The organism is Methylobacterium brachiatum, assembly GCF_900113845.1.
In the GTDB taxonomy this organism is placed as follows: Bacteria; Pseudomonadota; Alphaproteobacteria; order Rhizobiales; family Beijerinckiaceae; genus Methylobacterium; species Methylobacterium brachiatum.
In genome coordinates, this window is sequence record NZ_FOQW01000013.1 from 82,452 (window position 1) to 99,356 (window position 16,905).

Genomic DNA, 16,905 nt, shown 5'->3' on the forward strand with positions numbered 1-16,905 from the left:
GTCAGGCGCTCGCCGACGGCAGGTCCTGGGCACGGCCGGTTGGCACACCGTCATAGCCTTCGAGCCAGGCGATGCGGGCGGGCGAGTTAGCCGGATAGGGACAGGCATCCTTGGGCCGGCCCCGGGCCCGTGCATACGCGCCCTCGGTGATCGGATCGGCAAGGGGATCGTGGTGCAGCGTCTGGCTCATGCCCGGGCAATGCGCGGGCCGGTCGCCGGTTCAGCGGCGCGGCCGCTTCGCCGCACCGCCACGCGCCAGCACCAGGGCGACCCAGCCCTCGATCAGGCCGTGGCGCACGAGGTGGAACCCCTGGTGGCGATAGGTCGAGAGCACGCCGGGCACGTCGCGCTCGATCAGCCCGGAGAGCACGAGCACGCCCGCGGGGGCGACCACCCGGGACAGGCTCGGGGCCAGCCGCCGCAGGGGACGAGCCAGGATGTTGGCGAAGACGAGGTCGAAGTGCCGCGGCCGGTCCGCGAGCCGGTGGCGCACCCCGGGCCCCTCGTAGAGCTTGAGGTAGGGCCCCAGACCGTTGAGTCGGGCGTTCTCCCGGGCGGTGCGCACCGCCACGCCGTCGAGGTCGCCGGCCACCACCGGCTGCCGCAACGCCTTGGCGGCCGCGAAGGCCAGGATCCCGGTCCCGGTGCCCACGTCGAGGACATGCGCCGGGCGCCGCCGCTTCAGCTCCGAGACCAGCGCCCGCAGGCAACCGAGGGTGGTGCCGTGATGGCCGGTGCCGAAGGCCAGGGCAGCCTCGATCTCGATCGGCAGGTCGTTGCCGCGCACCGCGTCGCGGTCATGCGAGCCGTGCACGAGGAAGCGGCCGGCACGGACCGGCTTCAGCCCCTCCAGAGAGGTGCGGACCCAATCCTGCTGATCGATGGTGCGGAACTCGGCGATATCGGCCTCGTCCCCGATCACCGGGCGGATCAGGTCGCGGACGTAGTCCTCGTCCGGCGCGTCGGCGAAATAGGCCTCCAGCCGCCAGGTGCGGCCATCCTCATCCTCGAACGCCGCGACGGCGGTCTCAGTGGGATCGAACATCTCGCCCAGCAGATCCGTCATCGCCCGGGCCGACCGCTCGTCGGTCGTGAGGCGCAGGATGTGAGTCGGGCGGTGGGGCGGCAGACCTTCGAGCATGATGCCCGGCTGTAGCGCCCGGGCGCGCCGCATCACAGGGGCAGGGGCGAAAAAAACGTATTCCCGTCCGTCCGAGGGAGCCGACCCGGCACGGCCGGGCGGATCGAGGCCGGCCGTCGATCGGCCACGGTGGTTTGTTGCTGCTCAGACACATCTGACAATACACGTGCTAGAAACCATCTAAATCAGTTTCCGCTCGCGACATCGCAGATTACAACAGTCTCGGCTTCCCCAAGGCCAGACCCTCAACTCTGGCGCGCCGCTCTTCGGGGTCCGGCGCGCCCGTTTTGATCTGATGACAGCGCAGCCATGAACTCGCCTCTTCTCGTCAGCCTTGCCGTCAAGCTCACGACCACGCTGGCGGCCACGCTCTGGGCCGCGCTGGTCGCGACCGGCATGGCGCCGGCGCCGGACGGCGACGCGACGGACCAGCGCGACATCCGGACCTGGTGACCGGGCGACGGCTTCCGCGATTCGCAGCGGATGGCGCCCAGGAATGCGGCAGCGTGTCTGCGCGTTAACCACAGAATCCACCGATTGCCTGCGGAACCGGCTGCGCGAGGCGGCGTTTTTGCCGGCTTTCTCGAGAGGCATCATCGAGCAGGGTGCGTACAGCGTGATCAAGTCCAAGCGTTCCGGACCGCGCGGGCCCGTCGTCGTGAATGACGGTGCCGTCCTTCCGTCCCCCCGCGAGCGGCTCTTCGGCGGGCCTGCCCCGGACGGTCCGCTGCCGGGCCATCTCCTGGTCTTGCTGAGCCGGCTCCACCGGGCGGAAGCCACGCCGAAGGAGCGCCGGGAGCCGCCGCACGCCTGAACATGTCGGAATGCCCGCCAGCCCCGGCGCCGCGCTTGGCCCGCGGAGGCGGCGGTCTTATGGTCCCCGGGCACCCGGCCGGATGACGGGTCGCGAATAGGGGATTCCCGAGCCGATGCGCGTCTCCCGACGGATCTGGATCCTGCTCGCCGCGCTGGCGCTCGTCCCGGCGGGCCGGGGTCACGCGGCCGAGCCCGTCATCGTCTTCGCGGCTGCCAGCCTGAAGAACGCGCTAGACGACGCGACGGCCAACTGGACCAAGGAGACCGGCAAGGCGGTCCGGATCTCGTATGCGGGCTCGAACGCGCTCGCCAAGCAGATCGAGGCCGGGGCGCCGGCGGACCTGTTCATCTCGGCCGATCAGGCTTGGATGGACTATGCCGAGAAGGCCGGCAGCCTGAAGCCGGGCTCCCGCATCGACCTCTTGCGCAACGCGCTGGTGCTGATCGCGACGGGCCCGAAGACTGTCGGCTCGGATCCGCAGGTGGCGCTCGCGCCGGATCTCGACGCGACGCTCACCCGGATGCTCGGGGGCGGCAAGCTGGCGATGGCCACGATCGATGCCGTCCCGGCCGGGAAATACGGCAAGGCCGCCCTGGAGAAGCTCGGCGCCTGGGATTCGGTGAAGGGCCAGGTCGCCCAGGCCGAGAACGTCCGGGCCGCCCTGCTGCTGGTCGCCCGGGGCGAGGCGCCGCTCGGCCTCGTCTACGCCACGGATGCGGCGGCCGAGCCGAACGTCCATGTGGTCGCGACCTTCCCGTCCGACAGCCACCCGCCGATCATCTACCCGGCGGCCCTCATCAAGGAGTCGCGCAATCCCGACGCCGCTGCCCTGCTGACCTACCTGCGCAGCCCGGCGGCCCGGGGCGCCTTCGAGCGCCAGGGCTTTACACTGGTCGGGACGCCCGGCGCCGGCCACTAGACCCGCGACCTTGTTCGGCCTGCCCCCCGACGCCTGGAACGCCGTCGCCCTGAGCCTGCGGGTGGCGAGCGTCGCCACGCTGGTGAGCCTGCTCCCGGGCCTCGCCGTGGCGTGGCTGCTGGCGCGGCGCCGTTTCCCGGGCCGCGCGCTCCTCGACGGGCTGGTCCACCTGCCGCTGATCCTGCCCCCGGTGGTGACCGGCTACCTGCTGCTGCTCGCGCTCGGGCGGCGCGGCTTCCTGGGCAGCGCACTGGCGGAGATCGGCATCGTCTTCGCCTTCCGGTGGACCGGGGCGGCCCTGGCCTGCGCGGTGATGGGATTCCCGCTCATGGTCCGGGCGATGCGGCTGTCGATCGAGGCGGTCGACCCCAGGCTCGAACAGGCGGCCGGCACCCTCGGGGCGAGCCCGCTCGCGGTCTTCCTGACCGTGACGCTGCCGCTCAGCCTGCCCGGCTGCATCGCGGGCGCCGTGCTCGCCTTCGCCAAGGCGATGGGCGAGTTCGGCGCGACGATCACCTTCGTGTCGAACATCCCCGGGGAGACCCAGACCCTGCCCTCGGCGATCTACACACTGACCCAGGTCCCCGGCGGTGAGGGGCCGGCTCTGCGCCTGACCCTGATCTCGGTCGCCCTGTCGGTGGCGGCCCTGCTGGTCTCGGAATTTCTGGCCTCGCGCGCCGCGCGACGTCTGCGAGCCGGCTGAATGGCGGGACGAGCCAGAAGGCCGGCCGGCCGGCCGCGATCAGGCGTAGGCGTAAGGTCCGCCCCGCTCCAGCGCCTGCCGGTAGGCCGGGCGGGCATGAATGCGCGCCAGCCAGGCGGTGACCCGCGGCCCGGCGCCGGTCCCGCGCGCCGCGAAGGCTTCGAGCGGGAAGCTCATCATGATGTCGGCCGCGGTGAAGTCGGCCCCGCAGAAATACGGCCGGTCGGCGAGCTCGCCTTCCCAGAAGGCCGCGTGTCGGCGCAGGTCCGGATCGACGAAGCTCTGCAGCACCGTGTCGGCGATCCGGCGAACCAGGGGCCGCAGGGCCCAGGGGCTGCCCGGGGCGAGACGCGCGAAGACCAGCTTGAGCAGCAGCGGCGGCATGGCCGAGCCCTCGGCGTAGTGCAGCCAGTAGGTGTAGCGCGCCCGCTCGGGCGTTCCCGGCGCGGGCACCAGGGCACCCCCGGCCCGGTCGGTCAGGTAGGTGACGATGGCGCCGGTCTCGGCCACGACGATCCCGTCCTCGGTGATGACCGGGGACTTGCTGAGCGGGTGGATGGCCACGAGTTCGGGCGGCGCCCGCATGGTCTTGGGATCCCGGGCGTAGCGCTTGACCGTGTAAGGCAGGCCGAGTTCCTCGAGCAGCCAGAGCACGCGCTGCGAGCGGCTATTCTCGAGATGGTGGACGGTGATCATCGTAGGCGCTCCGTGGCTTTGTCCAACGCGTCGCGCCGCCGCCCGTGCCGCCAGGGACGCGGCCCGTGAGCATCCAGGTCGATGTCCATCTCCGGCGCGGCGCCTTCGCCCTCGACGCGGCGTTCGCGGCGGGGCCGGGTCTGACCGCCCTGTTCGGCCGCTCGGGCTCCGGCAAGACGACGCTGATCGACCTCATCGCCGGGCTGGCCCGGCCGGATCACGGCCGGATCGTCACTGACGGCGCGACGCTGGTCGACAGCGCGGCGGGGATCTTCCTTCCGCCGCATCGCCGTCGGGTCGGGGTGGTGTTCCAGGATGCGCGGCTGTTCCCGCATCTCAGCGTGCGGACCAATCTCGGCTACGGCCGCGTCTTCGGGCGCCAGCAAGCCGACCCGGCCGGCTTCAGCGCAGTGACCGAGATGCTGGGGATCGGCCACCTCCTCGACCGGAGGCCCGCGGGCCTCTCCGGCGGCGAGCGCCAGCGGGTGGCGATCGGGCGGGCGCTGCTCGCCAAGCCGCGCCTGCTGCTGATGGACGAGCCGCTCGCAGCCCTGGACGAAGCCCGGAAGGCCGAGATCCTCCCCTATATCGAGCGCCTGCGCGACGAGGCGGGCGTGCCCATCGTCTATGTCAGCCACGCGGTCGCCGAGGTGGCGCGGCTCGCCACGACGGTGATCGTGCTGGAAGCCGGGCGCGTGGCCGCGTCGGGCCCCGCCGAGGCGATCCTGCGCCGGGCCGATCTCGTGCCGATCCACGAGGCGGAAGCCGGGGCGCTCCTCGACATGGTCGTCGCGGGAGCCGATCCCGAGACCGGGCTCACCCGGCTGACCGGCCAAGCCGGGCAGCTGCTGGTGCCGGGCCTGGCGGCCCGCGCGATCGGGACGCGGCTGCGCGTGCGGATCCCCGCCCGCGACGTGCTGGTGGCGACCGAGCGTCCCTGTGGCTTGAGCGCGCGCAACATCCTGCCCGGCCGGGTCGCGACGCTGACTCCGAGCGGCGCCGAGGTCTCGGTGGAGATCGATTGCAACGGCGCGTTGATCGCCGCGCGCGTCACCGCGGCCGCGATCCGCGAGCTGGGCCTGGCGCCGGGGCGCCCGGTCCATGTCGTGATCAAGAGCGCCGCCTTCGATCCGGCGGGAATTGGGACGCTGCGACCCGCCGTGGAAATCTGAGCCGCCCGTATTCGTGCCGAAGCACTGGAATTCGGGCGATGACCACAACCTTTGATTAGAAAATCAATGCCACCATGGGTTGTGCGGCTGCAGCGGCTGCACGAGCTTTGAAGGGCGTTTCGATGAGCTGGCTCCGGGTCCTTAAGCGAAACGGTCGCGCCGGATTGGCCTGCCGCCGCGGCAGTTCCGCAGTCGAATTCGCCCTGGTCGCGCCGATCCTGCTGATGCTGTTCGCCGGCATCACCGCTTTCGGGATCTGCCTGGGCGCCGCCCACAACCTGCGTCAGATCGCGGCCGAAGCCGCCCGCGCCTCCATCGCGGGCGTCACCGACAAGGAGCGGGAGACCCTGGCCCAGACCATGGTGCTGCGCAGCCTCAGCAGCGGCGCGATGTTCCGTCCGGAGAGCGTCAAGGTCCTGGTCGGTCCCGACCCGAAGGACGCCACGATGTACACGGTCACCGTGACCCTGGACGCCAACACGCTGGGGATCAACGCCTTTTCCAAGCTGATCCCGATGCTGCCGACAGTCCTGCGCAGCACCATCAGCATCCGGAAGGGCGGCTTGTGACCGGAGGGCGGGCAGCGGTTCTGGCCCGGAGCTTCGGCCGGGCCCGGGGCGGCAACGTGGTGATCCTGGTGGCGCTCGGCAGTTCCCTGCTGATGGGTGCCGGCGCGGTCGGGATCGATCTCGGCCAGGTGTTCCAGGCCCGGCGCAAGGCGCAGGGCGCGGCCGACATCGCCGCCATGCTGGCGGCCGTCGACCCGGCCAAGGCCGACGCGGTGGCGCGTCGCTCCCTCGGCGACAACGGCTACGACGCCGCGCAGGCGACGGTGGCGACCGGCGGCTACGATGCCAGCGCCCCCAACGTCGCCCCCGGGAGTCGTTTCAACCCTGGGGTGAGCCCGGCCAACGCCGTGCGGGTCGGCCTGGCGACCACCGTGCCGGTAACCTTCGGCCGGGCGCTCGGGCTGCCCGGCACCGTGCCGATCCGGGTCACCGGAACCGCCGCCAGCGCGCAATTCGCGGCGTTCACGATCGGCTCGGGCACCGCCGGCCTGAAGGACGGCATCCCCAATGCCGTGCTCGGCGCCCTGCTCGGGGCCAAGCTGTCGCTGGGCGTCAGCGACTACGCCGCTTTGGCCAGCGCCAAGATCGACGGCCTGCGCGTGCTCGATGCGCTCGCGGCGAGCCTCAACCTGCAGGCGGCCAACTACACCGAGATCGTCCAGGCCCATGCCAGCGTCGGGCAGATGCTGATGGCGATGCGGGTCGCCGCACAGGGCAATTCCGCCGCCGTCTCGGCCCTCTCCGGCATCCTCAACGCCCTGCCGAATGCCGGCAACCTCGTGCCGGTCGGGCAGGTCGACGCCTTGGGCGATGTGGCGGCGCTCGCCCCCGGGCGCGGCCTGGCCGGCCCTTCGCTGAACCTGATGGACCTCGTCGCCGCCACGGCGTCGCTGGCCAACGGGCAGAACCAGGTGGCGATCGACCTCGGCGCCACCGTGCCGGGCCTGCTCTCGACCCGGCTGACCCTGGCGATCGGCGAACGCCGCCGCAGCTCCGGCTGGGTCCGCCCCGGCAGCCCCAACGCCACGGTGAAGACCGCGCAGACCCGGTTGCTGATCGAGGCCACGGTCTCGGCGCCGCTCGGGCTCGGGACCGTGTACCTGCCGATCTACGCCGAGATCGCGCCGGCCCAGGCGACCCTGCGCACGCTCAGTTGCTCCGGTGCGAGCGGTGGGCGCCAGGCCACCATCGAGGCGCAGACAGGGCTCGCGACCCTGGCGATCGCCGCTGTGTCGCGGGCCTCGATCCAGGGTGGCAGCACGAGCCCGGACCTGTCGCAGCCCGCCGTCCTGATCGGGCTGCCGCTGGTGAACGTCTCCGGCCGGACGGTGACGAATATCGGCGCGGGCACGCAGACGCTGACCTTCACGGATGCGGACATCGCCAACCACACCGTGCGGACGGTATCGTCGGGGAACGTCCTGCAATCCCTGACCGGCAGCCTGCTCGGCAACCTCAGCCTCAACCTGAACGGCCTGGGGCTGAACCCGCTGCTGCAATCCGCCCTCGCCACGACGCTCGGCCTCGCCGCCGGGCCCCTGGACTTCGTGCTCGACCAGGTCTTGCGCAGCCTCGGCCTGCGGATCGGCTACGCGGATATCGAGATGGACGGCACCCTCTGCAGCCAGGCCGTGCTGGTGCAGTGAGGCCGTCGCCCGGCCCCTCAATGGCCGCGCCGGCCCCCGTTGCCGACTGGCGCCTTGGCGATGCTCTGGCCGAGGCGCAGCAGCAGCATATCGATCAGCAATTGTAGCTCGGAATCCGCCACGCCTTCCAGCGCATCCCTGCACTCGATGGCCCGGTCGATCGCCACCGACAGCGCGTCCAGCGGCTCGATGCGCGCGGCGACATCCTGATCGGCGTCGCGCCGGCTGTCGGTCACGTCGATGATCAGGCCGTGCCCGGTCCGTCGGCTCGAGGCACTCGCGGGCACGCGGCCGCGGTCGAGGATCCACCGGACCTGACCGGACGGCGACAGGGTGCGGTACTCGGCCACGAACGGGCCGCCGCGCTCACATACGGCTTGGAAATGGCGCACCAGGGCCGGGCGGTCCTCGGGATGGATGCAGGATCGGGCGATCTCCAGGGGGATCGGCCGGCCGGCCAAGCCGGGATCGCCCGCCAGCACCTCGGCGGCGCCGGCATCCAGGATGCAGCGCTCGGAGCGGGGCGACCACGACCACGCACCGATGACGCCGGAAGCGTCCAGGGCTGCCGACAGATCGACCGGCAAGCCGCGCGTGCGCTTGATCGCGTCAACAACCATGGGCGACCTCCGAAACCGGCGTGCCCCTCGCACGCATCCCTCGCAGTCATACAACCCTTGATGGAATTAAGAGGTGGTTAACTCAACAGCGCAACCCCAATTCCCTCCCGGTCATTCTACTGACGCAGCGAGACAATTTGGCGCGAGCAGCCCGCGGCTTGCGGCGTTCTCCCGGCAGCGCGAACGCCCGAGAGTTGTACGTTTCGACAACGGCCTCAGCCGATCTGCGTGATCAACGTGAACGCACCGAACAGCAGAACCGCGCCGACCACCGCCGCGAGCAGGATCAAAGCCGCCCGCGATTCCCGAACATCCGGCGTCATAGGCCTCCCCGTTTGTCCCACCCGCTCCCGCTCCGCGCGGTCTTTGCGGGCAAGAGTCGCACCGATCGGCTTGGCTGTCGACGGCGGGAAGGAGACCGAAATCGCAATTGTGCTGGCTCTTCTTGCGGCGCAGGCGAACCTGAATCGCCGATCACTTCGGGTTCGCTTGCTCAGCATGGCCTGGTCTGACGGGAGAAAGCGATCAGTTGACACGACGGAGCAGACGGCAGACAACTTTGTACCGATCGGTACAAAAATCACGAGGACACGCGCGATGTCGGACCGCCCGCCCTTTCCGCCCTTCACCGAAGAGACCGCCGCGCAGAAGGCCCGCATGGCCGAGGATGCCTGGAACGGGCGCGACCCGGAGCGGGTGTCGCTGGCCTACACGCCGGGCAGCGTCTGGCGGAACCGCAGCGAGTTTTTGACGGGACGCGAGGCGATCGTGGCCTTCCTCCAGCGGAAATGGGCGCACGAGCTCGATTACCGGCTGATCAAGGAACTCTGGACCTTCGGCGGCAATCGGATCGCCGTGCGCTTCGCCTACGAGTGGCGCGATGCGGCGGGACAGTGGTTCCGCTCGTACGGCAACGAGAACTGGGACTTCGATGCGAACGGGCTGATGCGGCGTCGGATCGCCAGCATCAACGACCTGCCGATCGCGGAAGTCGACCGGAAATTCCACTGGCCGTTGGGCCGGCGCCCGGACGATCACCCGGGCCTGAGCGACCTCGGCCTCTAGAAGCAGTGACGGCGCGGTCCGAGATCCTGCCGGCGCTCGCGGAGGTGTTCCGCGAGCACGGCTATGCGGGTGCCAGCCTCGCGCTGATCAGCCAAGCGACGGGCCTGGGCAAGGGCAGCCTGTATCACCTGTTCCCGGGCGGCAAGGCCGAGATGGCAGCCTGCGTCCTCGAGGAGATCGACGCCTGGTTCGAGACCAACCTGTACCGTCCGCTGCGCGAACGGGATCCGCCCGAGCAGGCGATCTCGGACATGTTCGATTCCGTCGCGAGCTATTTCCGGTCCGGGCAACGGGTCTGCCTGGTCGGCGTGCTGGCTCTGGGCACGAGCCGCGACCTGTTCGCCGAGGCGGTGCGCGGCTACTTCGCCCGCTGGGTCGCCGCCCTGGCCGACGCCCTGCGGAGGTCGGGGCAGGACGAGGCCGCGAGCACGGCGCTCGCGGAAGAGGTCGTCGCGCAGATCCAGGGAGCGATCGTGCTGGCTCGGGCGCTCGATCAGCCCGCGCTCTTCGCGCGCGCCCTGGCGACGCTGCGGTCGCGGATGGCGACCGCAGCGGGTTGAGCGGCCGCCTCAGGCGGCGGTGCGGCTCTCGACCATCCGGGCGAGGAAAGCGCTGCCGATCGGGATGATCGAATCGTCGAAATTGTAGCTGGCGTTGTGCAGCCCCGGACCCGGGTTGGAGCCGAGCCAGACATAGGCGGCCGGCACCACCTGGGCCATGTCGGCGAAATCCTCGCTGCCCATTTTCGGGACGGCGTTCGGCTCGACATTCGCGGCCCCGAGCAGCTCGGTCGCGACCGCGGTGGCGGCGGCGGCCTGCTCGGGGGCGTTCTCCAGGACCGAGAACATGTCGTGGATCTCGACCTTGACCTCGGCCCCGTAGGCGGCCGCGAAGCCGGCGGCGATCGCGCGCATGCGGGTCCCCGCCAGCGCCCGGATCTCCTTGTCGAAGGTGCGGATCGTGCCGGCCAGGTGCGCCGTCTCCGGGATGACGTTGTAGGCGGTGCCCGCCTCGATCCGGGTGATCGACAGCACGATCGACTTCAGCGGGTCGGCGTTGCGCGACACGATCGACTGCAGCGCCTGGGCGAGGCCGGTGGCGATGATGATCGGGTCGTTGCCGCCATGGGGCTGGGCCGCGTGGGCGCCCGTGCCGCGGATGTGGATGTCGAAGAAGTCGGCCGCCGCCATGACCGGGCCGGGGCGCAGCTTGATCCGCCCGTGGCCGCCCGGCTGGTTGTGCAGGCCGTAGATCTCGTCGCAGGGGAATTTCTCGAACAGCCCGTCCTTGAGCATCGCCCGGGCGCCGCCGCGGCCCTCCTCGGCCGGCTGGAACACGAAGACCGCGGTGCCGTCGAAGTTGCGGGTCTCGGCGAGGTAACGGGCGGCGCCGACCAGCATGGTCGTGTGGCCGTCATGGCCGCAGGCGTGCATCTTGCCGGGATAGGTCGAGCGATAGGGGAGGTTGGTCTCCTCATCCATCGGCAGGGCATCCATGTCGGCGCGCAGGCCGATCCGCCGTCCGTTGTCGGTGCGGCCCTTGAGCAGCCCGACCACCCCGGTGCCGCCGATCCCACGATGCACCTCGCAGCCGAACGTCTCCAGAAGGTCGGCGACGATGCCGGAGGTGCGGACCTCCTCGAAGCCGAGTTCCGGATGGGCGTGCAGGTCACGGCGCAGGGCCGTCAGCTCGTCGGCAAAGGTCTTGATGTGGTCGATGGGGCTCATGTGTTCGGGCTCTCGGGGGCGTTTCGTGCGGGGTCTGCCGCGGCGTCGCATGCTCCGGGCGCGCGGACCTCGGCCGTCCGCCGGAACGGCGTGAGCGTGTCGAGGACGTCCACCGCCTCGGCGACGTGGGCGCGCTCCCGCTGCAAGTAATCGGCCACCGCGCGGCGGAAGGCCGGATCGGCGATGTCGTGGGCGGAGTGCATCAGCACCGGCTTGTAGCCGCGGGCGAGCTTGTGCTCCCCCTGCGCCCCGGCCTCGACCCGCTTTAGGCCGCGGCTGATCGCGAAATCGATCGCCTGATAGTAGCAGATCTCGAAATGCAGGAACGGGTGGTCCTCGATGCAGCCCCAGTTGCGCCCGTAGAGCGCCGTGTCGCCGATCAGGTTGATCGCGCCGGCGATGTACGCGCCGTCCCGCTTGGCCATGATCAGCAGGACCCGGTCGGCCATGCGCTCCGACAGGATCGAGAAGAACCGGCGGTTGAGGTAGGGGCGCCCCCATTTGCGCGCGCCCGTGTCCATGTAGAAGGCGTAGAACGCGTCCCAATGGGCCTCGGTGATGGCGGCGCCGGTCAGGTGCTCGACGGTGATCCCGGGCGCGAGCGCGTCGCGCCGCTCCTTGCGGATGTTCTTTCGTTTGCGCGAGGCGAGGGCGTTGAGGAAATCGTCGAAGCTCGCGTAGCCGTCATTCTCCCAGTGGAACTGCTGGTCGGTCCGTTGGAGGAAACCCGCCGCCCCGGCCCGGTCCCACTCGGCCTCGCGCATGAAGGTGACGTGGACCGAGGACGCCTTGGTCTCGCCCCGCAGCGCCCGCAGGCCCGCGACGAGGCCGGCGGTGGCCTCATCGGGATCCGCGTCCGGGGCGATCAGGAAGCGCGGACCGGTCACGGGCGTGAACGGCACGCTCACCTGCAGCTTCGGGTAATAGGAGCCGCCGACCCGCTCGTAGGCGTCGGCCCAGCCGTGATCGAACACGTATTCGCCCTGGCTGTGGGACTTCAGATAGCAGGGTGCCAGGCCGAGCAGCGTGCCGTCGCGCTCCACCGACACGTGAAGCGGCAGCCAGCCGGTCTTGCGCGAGACGCAGCCGGATTCCTCCAGCGCCGACAGGAAGGCGTGCGAGACGAACGGGTTGTGGGTCTCGTCGCCCGCCGCCAGGGTCTCGGGGGAGAACGCGCAGGCATCCCAGGCCGCCGCGCCGATCTCCTTCAAGCCGGGGATCGCCCGCACGGTGAGTGTGGGAGTCTCCGGCGCCGGCCCGGGTTCTTGCTTCATGGGCTCAATCTAACCGGGGTCGGCAGCCGGGCAAGCGGGCGGATGCGCGCGGCTGCCCGGCGGCCTTGTCAGATCGCCGGTCGCGTCACGCCCTCTGGCGCAGCTGGGCGATGGGCGGCTGCCGGAACCCGGCGCGACGATGTGATCGTCCGGGCGCGCCTGGACCGGGCCTGCGGAGGCGGCCGCGCACCGAGCCCCTCGCGTTCGACCCCGGCCTACTCCTGGAATGCGCCGACGCAGTTCACGTCATCCGGCTTGCAGGCGAGATATGCCGTCAGCGCCTTGGTGCGCGCATCCGTCAGCCCCTTGAGGCAGCCGCTCAATTCCATCGGGTAGGCGGAGCCGCCCTCCAGGCCCATGGTTTCGAGGGCGCAGGTCGCATCCCGATACGAGAGCCAGGCCTTCTGCGCAGCCCGCAGCGCGTCCTTGGTCTTCGGACCGACCTTCTTCATCAGCTGGACATAGACCGCGTTCAGCGCGGCGTCGGCGGTGCGATAATCGGCACGCGCGCATTCGTTGAGGTCGGACTGGACCATGCTCTCGCACGGATCGGCCGCCAAAGCGGGGATCGACGCGAGCAGGATTGCGGCGAGGCCGGCCGCCGCCCCGACGATCCGACGGCGCACCGCGATCGTCGCTGTCATGGAACGAAACCCTCGAACACAATCTGATCGGCGTGTGCGCCCGCGCGGGCGCGCTGATCCTCGCTCCGCACCGTCCAGGCCATCACCGGGATGCGGCTGAGGAGCCGGCACAGGTAGGTCGGCGCGCAGGGCAGATCATCGACCCGCCAGGACAGGAAATCGGGCCGGCTGTCGGCGAAATGGAGCAGGTTCGACAAGGCCCGGCGCGTCGCCCAGGGCATCGCGGCATAGGCCGGGTCGTCCTGGGTTGTCTCGGCGACGATCCCGCGGGGCATCGCCGGCGGGCACAGGTCGCGCAGAGCCGCGATCACCTGCGGATCGAAGGATTTGAGCGCCACGGGACCGCCATAGGCGGCGGCCAGCTCGGCCGCACGGGCCGCCAGCCGGGGATCGCCGTCGTAGCGGGATTTGACCTCGATCACGACCGGCACCGCCCCGGCGACCGCCGCCAGGAAGTCCGCCAGGGTCGGGATCGTCTCAGAGGTCCCGGCGACGGACAACGTGCCCAGCTCGGCTGCGGATTTGGCACCGATCGCCTCGCTCGCCCCGGTGAGCCGGCCGAGCGCGGCGTCGTGGAACACCATGGCCTCGCCGTCGGCGCTCAGCTGGACGTCGCACTCGATGGCGAAACCGCCCGCCACAGCGGCGCGGGCGGCGGCCAGGGTGTTTTCCGGCCGGCCCGCCGCGCGGTCGTGCAGCCCGCGATGCGCGATCGGCCGCGCGGTGAGCCAGTCGGGAGCGGCCACGTCTAGCGGACCTCGAACATCGCCTCGACCTCGACGGCGGCGTCGAGGGGCAGTTCGGCGACGCCGACCGTCGAGCGGGCATGGCGGCCGCAATCGCCCAGCAGCTCGACCATGAGGTCCGAGGCGCCGTTCATCACGCCCGCCACCGCGGAGAAGCCGGGCGCGGCGTTGATGAAGCCGCCGAGTCGGACGCATTGCTCCAGGGCGCGGTCGAGGTCGCCCACCGCGGCCTCGAGCTGGGCCAGCACGTTGAGGGCGCAGAGCCGGGCCGCCGCCTTGCCGGCCTCGGCCGAGACGTTGCCGCCGACCTTGCCCTTGTGCTCGGGGGCGATGGTCCCGTCCGGCCCGAAGCAGACCTGGCCGGAAATGACCACGAGATTGCCGGTGCGGACGAACGGCACGTAATTCGCCACCGGTGCCGCCGCCTTCGGCAGGGTGAGGCCCAGCTTCTCGAGACGGTCCTTGATCGTGCTCATGCGATTCTCCCGCGCTGACTCGAATCTGCGGGAGCAGGAGCATGCCCGCCCCCCGCCGCGCAAGGGGATAGGCCAAGCGGACTAGCCCGTTAAGGCGTCACTGAAATCCGGTCCGCGCAAGCCTCGCGCAGAGCGGCCGGGCGAACGGCATGGTCCCTGCAACGTTGACAGGAGGCGGTTGATTCATAGTAATCGCGCGCGTGCCGCCCATGACGAGGCGGCACTTTCATTTGGAGCCGGCTAACGCTTGCTCCAAGCCTTTACAACGACGGAGACGGGATCCGTGACGTCAGCCCTTCTGCCGACCTACGTCCGCGCGCCGCTCGCTTTCGAGCGCGGCGAGGGCGCCTGGCTCGTGACGGAAGCCGGGGAGCGATACCTCGATTTCGGCGCCGGCATCGCGGTCAACGGCCTCGGCCACGCGCATCCGCACCTGGTCGGCGCGCTCACCGAGCAGGCCAGCCGGATCTGGCACACATCCAACCTGTTCGAGATCCCGGGCGGCGAGCGCTTCGGCCGCCGCCTGGTGGACGCGACCTTCGCGGACGTGGTGTTCTTCTGCAACTCGGGGGCCGAGGCCAACGAGGCGGCGATCAAGATCGCCCGGAAGTACCACGCCGCCGGCGGCAATCCGGAGCGCTACCGGATCGTCACCTTCGTGGGCGCCTTCCACGGGCGGACCCTGGCGACGCTGGCGGCCGGTGGGCAGCAGAAATACATCGAGGGCTTCGGCCCCAAGGTCGACGGATTCGACCAGGTCACGGCCGGCGACTACGCCGCGCTGGAGGCCGCGATCGGCCCGGAAACGGCGGCCCTGATGATCGAGCCGATCCAGGGCGAGGGCGGCGTGCGGGTGATCCCGCATGCGGACCTGCGCCGCCTGCGCGAGATCTGCGACGCGAACGGCCTCCTGCTGATCATGGACGAGGTCCAGACCGGCGTCGGGCGCACCGGCAAGCTGTTCGCCCATGAATGGTCGGGCATCACCCCGGACATCATGAGCGTGGCCAAGGGCATCGGCGGCGGCTTCCCGATGGGCGCCTGCCTCGCCACCCGCGAGGCGGCCCGCGGCATGACCGCCGGCAGCCACGGCACCACCTTCGGCGGCAACCCGCTCGCCATGGCGGTGGGCAACGCCGTGCTCGACGTGGTGCTGGAGGACGGCTTCCTCGACCGCGTCGCCCATGCCGGGCTCCTGCTCAAGCAGAAGCTCGCGTCCTTGCGCGACCGCCACCCGCATGTCTTCCAGGAGATCCGCGGCGAGGGCCTGATGCTCGGCCTCAAGCTCGGCGTGCCGAACACCGATTTCGCCGCCGCCGCCCGGGCTGCCCATCTCCTGGTCATCCCGGCCGGCGACAACATCGTCCGCCTGCTGCCGCCGCTGATCGTCAGCGACAGCGAGATCGACGAGGCGGTCCGGCGGCTCGACGAGGCCGCCGCATCCTTCGAAGCCCTGCGCGGGGCCGCCGAATAGCACGTCGATCCCGCAGTTTCAGAATCACCGCCCTGCGCCGCGTTCCGGCGCAGGGCGGTGCGAAGCATTTTCGGGTGCGGTCGATCCCCGCCGCGCGTGACGAGAATGCCCCTCACCAGGAGATAGAGTGTCGTTCATGATCAGGTGATCGTGGAGCAGGCTCTAGCGAACGTGACGCGATGAAAGCCCAGATTGACGGCCGGGCGCGTGCCCCAGTCCCGCACCTGAACGGTGCCGGCCCCCGCCACTTCCTCGACCTCAAGGACTTCTCCGGGGCGGAGCTGCGCGGGGTGCTCGATGCGAGCGCCGCCATGAAGGCGCGCCGCCGCAAGGGCGAGCGCGCCGCCGAGTGCCCGCTCGTGGGCAAGACCCTCGCCATGGTGTTCGACCGGCCCTCGACCCGCACCCGCGTCTCGTTCGACGTGGCGATGCGCGAACTCGGCGGTGAGACCCTGATGCTCACCGGATCCGAGATGCAGCTCGGCCGGGGCGAGACCATCGGCGACACCGCCCAGGTGCTGTCGCGCTTCGTCGACGCGATCATGATCCGCATCCTCGACCACGGTCAGATGCTGGAACTGGCCGAGTACGCCACCGTGCCGGTCATCAACGCCCTGACCAAGGTCTCGCATCCCTGCCAGATCATGGCCGACGTGATGACCTTCGAGGAGCATCGCGGGCCGATCAAGGGCCGCAAGGTGGCCTGGTCCGGCGATTCCAACAATGTCCTGGCGAGCTGGGTCCACGCCGCCGCGCGGCTCGATTTCAGCCTCGACATCGCCAGCCCGCCCGAACTCGCGCCCCCGCCGGCTCTGGTCGCCTGGGCCAAGCGCGAGGGCGCGAAGATCAACGTCACCACCGACGCCTTCGCAGCCGTCCAGGGCGCCGATGCCGTGGTGACGGATTGCTGGGTCTCGATGGGCGACGACGACGAGGGTCACCGCCACAACCTGCTGAGCCCCTACCAGGTGAACGCCAAGCTGATGGCGGCCGCCAACCCGGACGCGATCTTCATGCACTGCCTGCCCGCCCATCGCGGCGAGGAGGTCACGGCCGACGTCATGGACGGGCCGCGCTCCGTGGTGTTCGACGAGGCCGAGAACCGCCTGCACGCGCAGAAGGGGATCCTGGCCTGGTGCCTGGGCGCGGGCACGCCCTGATCCCGGGCTCGCGCTTTTCGGGACCGCGCCCCATATGGGGGTGAGCGGGCGGCTCT

Annotated in this window: 20 protein-coding genes; 11 read left to right on the forward strand and 9 right to left on the reverse strand. The window is 70.6% G+C overall.

Translation table 11 applies throughout. From position 1 onward, the window contains the following. Position 1: 1 nt before the first annotated feature. Complete coding sequence (locus BMZ47_RS18010) at positions 2-190, reverse strand: ribosome modulation factor (RefSeq protein ID WP_091863664.1); 189 nt, start codon at positions 188-190, stop codon at positions 2-4. A gap of 30 nt (positions 191-220) precedes the next feature. Beyond that, on the reverse strand, positions 221-1,141 hold the full coding sequence (locus tag BMZ47_RS18015) for a 50S ribosomal protein L11 methyltransferase (RefSeq protein WP_039902755.1): 921 nt from the start codon (positions 1,139-1,141) through the stop codon (positions 221-223). 309 nt (positions 1,142-1,450) lie between these two features. Between BMZ47_RS18015 and BMZ47_RS28635 the strand changes: the two genes are divergently transcribed. The 4 genes from BMZ47_RS28635 (at position 1,451) to modB (ending at position 3,580) form a co-directional block, all read left to right on the forward strand. After that, a complete protein-coding gene (locus BMZ47_RS28635; RefSeq protein ID WP_167369063.1) occupies positions 1,451-1,594 on the forward strand; it encodes a hypothetical protein in 144 nt (47 codons plus the stop codon). 43 nt (positions 1,595-1,637) lie between these two features. Continuing rightward, complete coding sequence (locus BMZ47_RS28995) at positions 1,638-1,955, forward strand: hypothetical protein (protein ID WP_007562373.1); 318 nt, start codon at positions 1,638-1,640, stop codon at positions 1,953-1,955. Positions 1,956-2,070: 115 nt separating this feature from the next. Next, complete coding sequence (modA, locus tag BMZ47_RS18025; protein WP_091863665.1) at positions 2,071-2,877, forward strand: molybdate ABC transporter substrate-binding protein; 807 nt, start codon at positions 2,071-2,073, stop codon at positions 2,875-2,877. Between the two features lie 10 nt (positions 2,878-2,887). Continuing rightward, positions 2,888-3,580, forward strand: a complete 693-nt coding sequence (modB, locus tag BMZ47_RS18030; protein ID WP_091863666.1) for a molybdate ABC transporter permease subunit — start codon at positions 2,888-2,890, stop codon at positions 3,578-3,580. Positions 3,581-3,619: 39 nt separating this feature from the next. On the opposite strand, the gene BMZ47_RS18035 is transcribed toward modB, so the two are convergent. Further along, a complete protein-coding gene (locus BMZ47_RS18035) occupies positions 3,620-4,276 on the reverse strand; it encodes a glutathione S-transferase (protein ID WP_091863667.1) in 657 nt (218 codons plus the stop codon). Positions 4,277-4,341: 65 nt separating this feature from the next. Here BMZ47_RS18035 and modC point away from each other — a divergent pair, with 65 nt between their 5' ends. The 3 genes from modC to BMZ47_RS18050 all read left to right on the forward strand — a co-directional run bounded on the left by modC (position 4,342) and on the right by BMZ47_RS18050 (position 7,663). Next, entirely contained in the window at positions 4,342-5,448 is a 1,107-nt protein-coding gene (modC, locus tag BMZ47_RS18040) for a molybdenum ABC transporter ATP-binding protein (RefSeq protein WP_091863668.1), read from the forward strand. 164 nt (positions 5,449-5,612) lie between these two features. Continuing rightward, positions 5,613-6,017: a TadE family protein gene (locus tag BMZ47_RS18045; RefSeq protein ID WP_244536858.1), complete on the forward strand. Its 405-nt coding sequence runs from the start codon at positions 5,613-5,615 to the stop codon at positions 6,015-6,017. Continuing rightward, positions 6,014-7,663, forward strand: a complete 1,650-nt coding sequence (locus BMZ47_RS18050) for a TadG family pilus assembly protein (RefSeq protein WP_091863670.1) — start codon at positions 6,014-6,016, stop codon at positions 7,661-7,663. The genes BMZ47_RS18045 and BMZ47_RS18050 overlap by 4 nt, the downstream gene beginning before the upstream one ends. A 17-nt stretch (positions 7,664-7,680) precedes the next feature. Here the strand turns inward: BMZ47_RS18050 and BMZ47_RS18055 are convergent, their stop codons facing one another. Next, positions 7,681-8,283: a PAS domain-containing protein gene (locus tag BMZ47_RS18055; protein WP_091863671.1), complete on the reverse strand. Its 603-nt coding sequence runs from the start codon at positions 8,281-8,283 to the stop codon at positions 7,681-7,683. A gap of 597 nt (positions 8,284-8,880) precedes the next feature. Here BMZ47_RS18055 and BMZ47_RS18060 point away from each other — a divergent pair. Together BMZ47_RS18060 and BMZ47_RS18065 are read left to right on the forward strand one after the other, a co-directional pair. After that, positions 8,881-9,348 carry a nuclear transport factor 2 family protein gene (locus BMZ47_RS18060; protein ID WP_091863672.1) on the forward strand — a complete coding sequence of 156 codons (468 nt, stop codon included), beginning with the start codon at positions 8,881-8,883 and terminating at the stop codon, positions 9,346-9,348. 5 nt (positions 9,349-9,353) lie between these two features. Beyond that, a complete protein-coding gene (locus BMZ47_RS18065; RefSeq protein ID WP_091863673.1) occupies positions 9,354-9,908 on the forward strand; it encodes a TetR/AcrR family transcriptional regulator in 555 nt (184 codons plus the stop codon). 9 nt (positions 9,909-9,917) lie between these two features. Here BMZ47_RS18065 and BMZ47_RS18070 read toward each other — a convergent pair whose 3' ends face one another. The 5 genes from BMZ47_RS18070 to BMZ47_RS18090 all read right to left on the reverse strand — a co-directional run bounded on the left by BMZ47_RS18070 (position 9,918) and on the right by BMZ47_RS18090 (position 14,215). Beyond that, positions 9,918-11,075 carry a M20 aminoacylase family protein gene (locus tag BMZ47_RS18070; protein ID WP_091863674.1) on the reverse strand — a complete coding sequence of 386 codons (1,158 nt, stop codon included), beginning with the start codon at positions 11,073-11,075 and terminating at the stop codon, positions 9,918-9,920. Further along, positions 11,072-12,349: a GNAT family N-acetyltransferase gene (locus BMZ47_RS18075; RefSeq protein WP_091863675.1), complete on the reverse strand. Its 1,278-nt coding sequence runs from the start codon at positions 12,347-12,349 to the stop codon at positions 11,072-11,074. Before BMZ47_RS18075 ends, BMZ47_RS18070 begins: the two co-directional genes overlap by 4 nt. 215 nt (positions 12,350-12,564) lie before the next feature. Then, on the reverse strand, positions 12,565-12,993 hold the full coding sequence (locus BMZ47_RS18080) for a lysozyme inhibitor LprI family protein (RefSeq protein WP_091863676.1): 429 nt from the start codon (positions 12,991-12,993) through the stop codon (positions 12,565-12,567). After that, complete coding sequence (locus BMZ47_RS18085) at positions 12,990-13,739, reverse strand: glycerophosphodiester phosphodiesterase family protein (protein WP_091863677.1); 750 nt, start codon at positions 13,737-13,739, stop codon at positions 12,990-12,992. Before BMZ47_RS18085 ends, BMZ47_RS18080 begins: the two co-directional genes overlap by 4 nt. A 2-nt stretch (positions 13,740-13,741) precedes the next feature. Further along, positions 13,742-14,215 carry a RidA family protein gene (locus BMZ47_RS18090; RefSeq protein WP_007562410.1) on the reverse strand — a complete coding sequence of 158 codons (474 nt, stop codon included), beginning with the start codon at positions 14,213-14,215 and terminating at the stop codon, positions 13,742-13,744. A gap of 283 nt (positions 14,216-14,498) precedes the next feature. Here BMZ47_RS18090 and BMZ47_RS18095 point away from each other — a divergent pair, with 283 nt between their 5' ends. Together BMZ47_RS18095 and argF are read left to right on the forward strand one after the other, a co-directional pair. After that, positions 14,499-15,689: an aspartate aminotransferase family protein gene (locus BMZ47_RS18095; RefSeq protein WP_007562412.1), complete on the forward strand. Its 1,191-nt coding sequence runs from the start codon at positions 14,499-14,501 to the stop codon at positions 15,687-15,689. Positions 15,690-15,868: 179 nt separating this feature from the next. Then, complete coding sequence (argF, locus tag BMZ47_RS18100) at positions 15,869-16,849, forward strand: ornithine carbamoyltransferase (protein WP_091863678.1); 981 nt, start codon at positions 15,869-15,871, stop codon at positions 16,847-16,849. The last annotated feature ends 56 nt before the right edge of the window (positions 16,850-16,905 follow it).

What these genes read in the sequence shown, in the direction of transcription:
- BMZ47_RS18080 (WP_091863676.1), bottom strand. Translation starts at nt 12,993, where the DNA reads ATGACAGCGACGATCGCGGTGCGCCGTCGGATCGTCGGGGCGGCGGCC.
- BMZ47_RS18055 (WP_091863671.1), bottom strand. Translation starts at nt 8,283, where the DNA reads ATGGTTGTTGACGCGATCAAGCGCACGCGCGGCTTGCCGGTCGATCTG.
- BMZ47_RS18035 (WP_091863667.1), bottom strand. Translation starts at nt 4,276, where the DNA reads ATGATCACCGTCCACCATCTCGAGAATAGCCGCTCGCAGCGCGTGCTC.
- BMZ47_RS18060 (WP_091863672.1), top strand. Translation starts at nt 8,881, where the DNA reads ATGTCGGACCGCCCGCCCTTTCCGCCCTTCACCGAAGAGACCGCCGCG.
- BMZ47_RS18075 (WP_091863675.1), bottom strand. Translation starts at nt 12,349, where the DNA reads ATGAAGCAAGAACCCGGGCCGGCGCCGGAGACTCCCACACTCACCGTG.
- BMZ47_RS18070 (WP_091863674.1), bottom strand. Translation starts at nt 11,075, where the DNA reads ATGAGCCCCATCGACCACATCAAGACCTTTGCCGACGAGCTGACGGCC.
- modA (WP_091863665.1), top strand. Translation starts at nt 2,071, where the DNA reads ATGCGCGTCTCCCGACGGATCTGGATCCTGCTCGCCGCGCTGGCGCTC.
- BMZ47_RS18010 (WP_091863664.1), bottom strand. Translation starts at nt 190, where the DNA reads ATGAGCCAGACGCTGCACCACGATCCCCTTGCCGATCCGATCACCGAG.
- argF (WP_091863678.1), top strand. Translation starts at nt 15,869, where the DNA reads ATGAAAGCCCAGATTGACGGCCGGGCGCGTGCCCCAGTCCCGCACCTG.
- BMZ47_RS28635 (WP_167369063.1), top strand. Translation starts at nt 1,451, where the DNA reads ATGAACTCGCCTCTTCTCGTCAGCCTTGCCGTCAAGCTCACGACCACG.
- BMZ47_RS18090 (WP_007562410.1), bottom strand. Translation starts at nt 14,215, where the DNA reads ATGAGCACGATCAAGGACCGTCTCGAGAAGCTGGGCCTCACCCTGCCG.
- BMZ47_RS18015 (WP_039902755.1), bottom strand. Translation starts at nt 1,141, where the DNA reads ATGCTCGAAGGTCTGCCGCCCCACCGCCCGACTCACATCCTGCGCCTC.
- BMZ47_RS28995 (WP_007562373.1), top strand. Translation starts at nt 1,638, where the DNA reads ATGCGGCAGCGTGTCTGCGCGTTAACCACAGAATCCACCGATTGCCTG.